The sequence below is a fragment of the uncultured Abyssibacter sp. genome (assembly GCF_964000955.1).
Lineage (GTDB): Bacteria > Pseudomonadota > Gammaproteobacteria > Nevskiales > OUC007 > Abyssibacter.
Genome location: NZ_CAXFCL010000053.1, coordinates 1 through 5,885 on the forward strand (window position 1 = coordinate 1; position 5,885 = coordinate 5,885).

At 65.5% G+C, this 5,885-nt stretch carries 6 protein-coding genes; all 6 read right to left on the bottom strand.

All coding sequences use genetic code 11. The features are described 5' to 3' along the window. Positions 1 to 373 (bottom strand): hypothetical protein (locus tag ABNS06_RS02345; RefSeq protein ID WP_348672358.1); only part of this gene is annotated, 373 nt, incomplete at its 3' end. Continuing rightward, positions 370 to 1,281, bottom strand: coding sequence for a type II secretion system F family protein (locus ABNS06_RS02350; protein ID WP_348672359.1), 912 nt, complete (start codon positions 1,279 to 1,281; stop codon positions 370 to 372). The genes ABNS06_RS02350 and ABNS06_RS02345, both read right to left, overlap by 4 nt. Next, positions 1,281 to 2,207 (bottom strand): type II secretion system F family protein, encoded by a 927-nt coding sequence (locus tag ABNS06_RS02355; protein WP_348672360.1) that lies wholly within the window; start codon positions 2,205 to 2,207, stop codon positions 1,281 to 1,283. Before ABNS06_RS02355 ends, ABNS06_RS02350 begins: the two co-directional genes overlap by 1 nt. Then, a complete protein-coding gene (locus ABNS06_RS02360) occupies positions 2,207 to 3,424 on the bottom strand; it encodes a CpaF family protein (protein ID WP_348672361.1) in 1,218 nt (405 codons plus the stop codon). The genes ABNS06_RS02355 and ABNS06_RS02360 overlap by 1 nt, the downstream gene beginning before the upstream one ends. A 7-nt stretch (positions 3,425 to 3,431) precedes the next feature. Beyond that, the gene (locus tag ABNS06_RS02365) at positions 3,432 to 4,610 is read right to left on the bottom strand and encodes a hypothetical protein (RefSeq protein ID WP_348672362.1); all 1,179 of its coding nucleotides are present in this window, start codon (positions 4,608 to 4,610) and stop codon (positions 3,432 to 3,434) included. 8 nt (positions 4,611 to 4,618) lie between these two features. Beyond that, the coding region (locus ABNS06_RS02370) for a type II and III secretion system protein family protein (protein ID WP_348672363.1) at positions 4,619 to 5,885 on the bottom strand (1,267 nt) is incomplete at its 5' end.

Consider the following 5,885-nt stretch of genomic DNA (forward strand, 5'->3'; position numbering starts at 1 on the left):
CGAGCGCGATGTCCAGGTGCCTGTCCGCCAGCAGCAATCCCATGCCGTGGGCGGCGTCGGCGCCGTACGCTCCGTCGAGCAACGACTGATAGATCGCACGCGCCTGCTCGACTTCGCCGAGGTGGCGCATGCAATCGGCCTTCAGCAACAGGATTTCCGCCGTGTCACCGTACTCCAGGGCCAGCGCGTCGAGGTGCGCGCGCGCCGCATAGTACTTGCGCTGGGCGATCATGTTCCGCACCAGTTCGGTGTGGACCTGCTCGGTATCCTGCTTGTTGGCCGCGCGAATGGTCTCTTCCGGGGTTTCCGGCGTGCTCTGGCATGCGCCGAGCGTTACGCACAGAAGGAGTGAAACGAGCAGACGCGGCATCATTGAGCGGCGCCCAGCACCCGGAAGATGGAGACGAACGGCGGACCCGCGACGAAGATCAGCAGCGCCGGCAGAAAGCACAGCACCATGACGACGGTCATTCGCCCCGACAACCGGTTGACGGCCTCGCGCATCTCGAAGACGCGCCGTTCCTCCATCACCGCCAGCGCTTCCGCCAGCGGCTCACGCAGTTCGCCGCCGTAGCGGTCCGCCTGACGCAAAATCGCCAGCACGGTCTCGAGTTCGCTCACCTCCAGCGCGCCGCCCAGCTGCTTGAGCACCTGTGCGGTATCGCCACCGGCCTCGATCTGACGCAGGACCACCTGCATCTCCTCGTTGATCACGGGCAGCACGCCCCGCGCCTCGCGAATGAGACTCTGCAACGCCTGACGCGTCGACAGCCCGGCCTCGAACAGGAGCATCAGCAGGTGGATGAACATTGGCACTTCGTGGCGTATCGCTCGACATCGCCGTTCCGCCATCCATTTCAGAATCCACTTGGGCAGCAGCAGCGCGATCGCCAGCGCGACGAACAGGGCCATCGCAAACTGCGTGACCGACCAGCCGGCACCGCCGATCCACAGCGTGAGGGCCAGAATCAGGCCCAGCACCGGCAGCGCGGCCTGCACCGCATAGAACGCGACACGCGATTGCGGTGTGCGCCAACCCGCCTGGACGAACAGGCGTGCGGTCTCGTCCTGGGTGTCCATCCACTGTTCGACGCGACGCCCGGCCAGCGCCATCCGCGATACCAGCGGTCCGTATCCGTCCACATCGCCGGTGCTGACTCGCGCACCGGTTACCCGGGCTTCGAGACGCTGGGTTCTCCGGCTGGTCAGGGCGCCGAGCAGCAGCAGCGCGCATCCACCCAGCAGCAGTGCGACGGTTAGTGCGACCAGCACGGGAAACATCAGCGCGGATCCTGCGAGGAGCGGACCATGGAATAGATCACCGCGATGCCGATACCCTGCAGCAACACCGAGCCCAGCAGCATCAGCCGTGTCCCGAACTGCCCCCACATCTCGCTGTAGTAATCCGGATTCTGCAGGTAGACATAAACCGTGAGCCCCACGGTGATCGCCACCAACGCGCCGGCGGACAGGCGGGTTTCGGCGGTCAACGCGCGCAATTCGCGACCAGCGGAGTCGCGGCTGCGAATGGCGTGGATCAGACTCTTGAGTATCCGGCGCAGACTGCCGCCGTACTGCCGGTTGACGCTCGCGGCCATGGCGAGCACGTGCAGATCGTTGATCTCGTGAATCTCGGCCTGTCGCGCCAGCGCTTCCTCAACCGGTGCTCCCAAGCGCACCTGCCGGCTCACGGTCAGAAACAGATCACGCACCGGCGAGCGGGCCTCGCGGGCAGCCTCGGCCAGCGCCTCTTCCAGCGAGTTGCCAGCCGACAGCGCGCGCAGAATCTGATCCAGAAACTCCGGTAGCTGATCCAGCACCGCGGAGCGCCGCGCCGCCGCCCGGCGCGAGAGAAAGATGTAGAGCACCAGCATGGCGATCACGGCCAGCGACCCGGCGACAAGGACACCGGCAACCACCGCCACCAGCACGCAGGCGGCGACCCCGACCAGCAGCGCGATGCGGATTCTTCGGGGGTCAGGCTGCAGTCCGGCCCGCCAGAACTGGTGCGTGAGCTCGCGTAGCAGCGGATTGCGAATATCCGACGTCTTGATCCGACGGACCTGGGTTTCGTCGACGCCGCTGCCCATCGCGCGCAGACGCAGCAACACGTCTTCGCGATCCTCCCGCTGCCGCGCGGACGCGAACATCCACAATGCGACGCCGGCGGCGCCGATCGCGATGACAACGACGATGCCCACCAGCATCAGGAACCCTCGCCGCGAAGATCGCGGTGCGTCCCGGTCTCCGGGTCGAAGCGGAACACGTCCGACAAGGCCACCTCGATCCCTTCCATGCCGCGAATTTCCGTCACCGACAACAGGCGCCGCTCCCCCGACGGCATGCGCGACACATGAACCATCAGGTCGATCGCGCTCACCACCTGGCCGCGCAGCGTCACCTCGCTGCCGGTGAACCCGGCAAACCCGGCGAGCAGTTCCAGGCGATGGATAGCATCACGACATCCGTTGGCGTGCAACGTGGTCATGGAGCCGTCGTGACCGGTGTTCATGGCCTGAAGCATGTCCAGCACCTCATCACCTCGCACCTCCCCGACGATGATGCGGTCCGGACGCATCCGCAGCGCGTTGCGGACCAGATCCCGGGTGGTGACCGCGCGTTCACCCTCCAGATTGGGCGGACGGGACTCCAGCCGCACGGTATGGGCGTGATTCAGACGCAGCTCCGCCGCATCCTCGATGGTGACCACGCGCTCGGTATCGGGAATCCAGGAGGACAGCAGATTGAGCAGGGTGGTCTTGCCCGATCCGGTGCCGCCGACCACCAGCAAATTGGCGCGATCGCGAACACGCTCCTTCAGGTACTCGAGCACTTCGAAGCTCAGCGTCCCGTTGTCGAGCAGCTCCGTACTCGACAGCGGACGCTTGCGGAACTTGCGTATGGAGACGCAGGGCCCGTTCAATGCGATGGGCGGGATGATTGCGTTGACGCGCGAACCGTCCGCCAGCCGCGCATCCACCATCGGCGTGGACTCGTCCACGCGACGGCCCAGCGGGGCCAGGATGCGCTGAATCACCCTGACGACGTGACCATCGTCCATGAAGCGCAGCGCGACTTCCTCCAGCCGACCCGCACGCTCGACGAACACCTGATTCGGACCGTTGACGACGATGTCGTCAACTTCCTCATCGTCCACCAGATCCTGGATGGGGCCGTAGCCGATCAGTTCGTGGCGTGCGTCGGTGGACAGAATCTCCACCTCGCGCTGGTTGACCGGCAGCTTGTGATCGAGCACGTAGCGGCGCACCTGGTCCAGGCAGAGCTGGCGAACCTGCTCGTAGGACATCGAATCGATGTCCAGATTTCGCTCGTCGATCAGGTCGATCAGATGGCGATGAATCGCCGACTTCAGCGTCTGGTACTGCTCCGTAAGTCGGAATTGCTGTTCTTCCTGCACCGCCATATGCACATCAGCCCGCGAACAGGCGCGAGACCAGCCCGCTTCCCGCGGCCGGCAACAGGTCGCCGGATTCGCCCGAGCGCTCGAGCCGCTCGGCCAGATCCACCACGGCCCGCGCGTAGGCGTCCCGCGGTGCCGAAGCAAACAGCGATTCGCCCGCGTTCATCGCCTGTATCCGCGTCGCCGACTGACCACCCAGGGTCCCGTAGACCGGCAGGTCCAGCAGTTCGGCAAGATTGTCCGCGGTCAGGCCCAGACGCGACCGGTAATTCTCGATCACCAGCCCCATGCGGTCCAGCGCGCAGCCCTCCACGCGCAGACCCTGCAACAGGGTCTTGTTCTGCCGGCTGCGCAGGATGGACTGATCCGACACCAGCAACGAGCGCGTGGCCTGACTGATCGTCGCGCTCAGCACCGGCACGGACAAGTGCGCGTCGGCGGCGAACACGATGGCGCTGAAATGCAGCCGCAGGGTCTCAAGCAGCGCCACCAGACTTTGCTGGTCGAAGGCGGGAAAACCCAGTGACTCCTCGCTCAGCGACAGCACGAACACGCCACTTTCATGGCGCGCGAATGCGGTATCGATCAGCGTCTGGTCGCAGCGATAGACATCGTGCAGGGCATCCAGCAGCGTGTAGGTCTGGTTGACGTTGAAGTACACCAGCGAAGCCCCCACCGGGCTGGCCACATCAATCAGGAGCACGCGTTCGCCGGGCCCGGCACGATCCTCCAGCGCCAGCGCGATGTGTCCGCCGAGAAAGGCCAGGCCGTCGCTGGGGGACGCGTTGATCAGGGCGTAGAACTTGGCGTGATCATGTCCGCGCGCACCGGCGGTGGACCGCCGCAACACCTTGCCGACCAGGCCGGCGAGATTGTCATTGTCCTTGTCGAGAACGAAGTAGTCTTTCGCGCCCGCACGCACCGCGGTCAGCACGGCGTCGGACGAGGATTCGGAACCGACCGCGAAGACGGGAACATCCGGATGCCGCGCCAGCAGCTGGTCGACCAGCTGGGCGCCCGTGCCGGGATTTTCGGGATCGATCTCGACGAAGGCTAGCCCGATATGGCCCAGCTCAGGCATGGACGAGAGCCCGCGAACAAGATGCACCTCGACCCCGCCGCCCAGCGCCTCGGTGAGCCAGTGGGAATACACCGGATCTGCCGCAATCAGAATGGCCTGCGTCTTCATTGCCGTCCCTATTCGGAGAATCCCGAGCCGCTGTCGAAACGTCCGTTCTCCAGCAGCAGCAGCTCGCCGAACCCGGGACGATAGCCATCAAGCTCGGCGCCCGGCAGCGGCGGCGTCTGCGCGCCCGCGGCCAGTGGACGGACGATGGTCGGCGTCACGACCATGATCAGTTCACGTTCGTCCCGTGAATACTGACTGCTGCGGAAGAACGCGCCGAGAATCGGGACATCGCCGAGGAACGGCACCTTGTCGACATCGGCCTGCAGACTGTTGCTGATCAGGCCGCTGATCACAAAGCTCTCGCCGTCACCCAGCTCGATGGTCGTGTCGGTCCGGCGCACGGCCAGGCCCGGCACCGCGACCCCGCCGGACTGGAAGCCGGAATTGAAATCCAGCTCGCTGACCTCGGGCGCCACCTTCAGCCCAATCCGGTCGGCGGACAGCACCGTGGGACTGATCGTCAGACGGACACCGAACTCCTTGAACTCCACAGAAACAGCGTTGCTGTTGCCCTGGACCACGGGGATGGGAAACTCGCCGCCGGCGAGGAAGCTCGCCTGCTGGCCGCTGGCGGCAACCAGGCTCGGTTCGGCCAGGGTGCGTGCCAGACCGCGACGCTCCAGCAGGCTGATCACGCCCAGCACGCTGTTCGTGGCATCGCCGATCGCGAGCTGAAAGGCATCCTGCACGGCCCGAAAGCCCGAATTGGAGCTGAGGTCGAAGGAGCCCAGTTCATTGTTCTGAACAATGCTCCCCAGCGTGCCCGGCGGCGATACCGTCACCGTGGTATTCAGGGAATTCTTGACGAAATTGAAACCGAACTGCCGCAGCGTGGTTCGGCTGACCTCGACGATCTTGATCGCCGCGTGCACCTGGGTGTCCACCGCGATGGTGGATGCATCGACGACCGGCGCGTCGTCGGAGCCACCACTACGCGCACGCGCCCGCTGGTGCGCCGCCAGGCTGGGCAGCTCGCCGGACACGCCCTTGCCCTTGACGATCTTGGCGCGACCCAGCTCCGGATCATCCGGCAGGCGCTGGAGCGGATCCGTGGCCTCGCGGACGGAGACCCGGTACTCCCTCGGCACGCCGGCATTCTTGCCCCAGACCATCAGACTGGTGATGCCCAGCGCCTTGCCGGTCACCAGCACTTCACGACGGTTGATGACGTTGACATCCGCGACGGTCGGATCCCCGACGGCGACCCGCTCGATCTCCGACGGCTGCCTGAGCAGCTGGTGCGTCCCCTTTTCCACCAGCAGCACGTGATCCTGC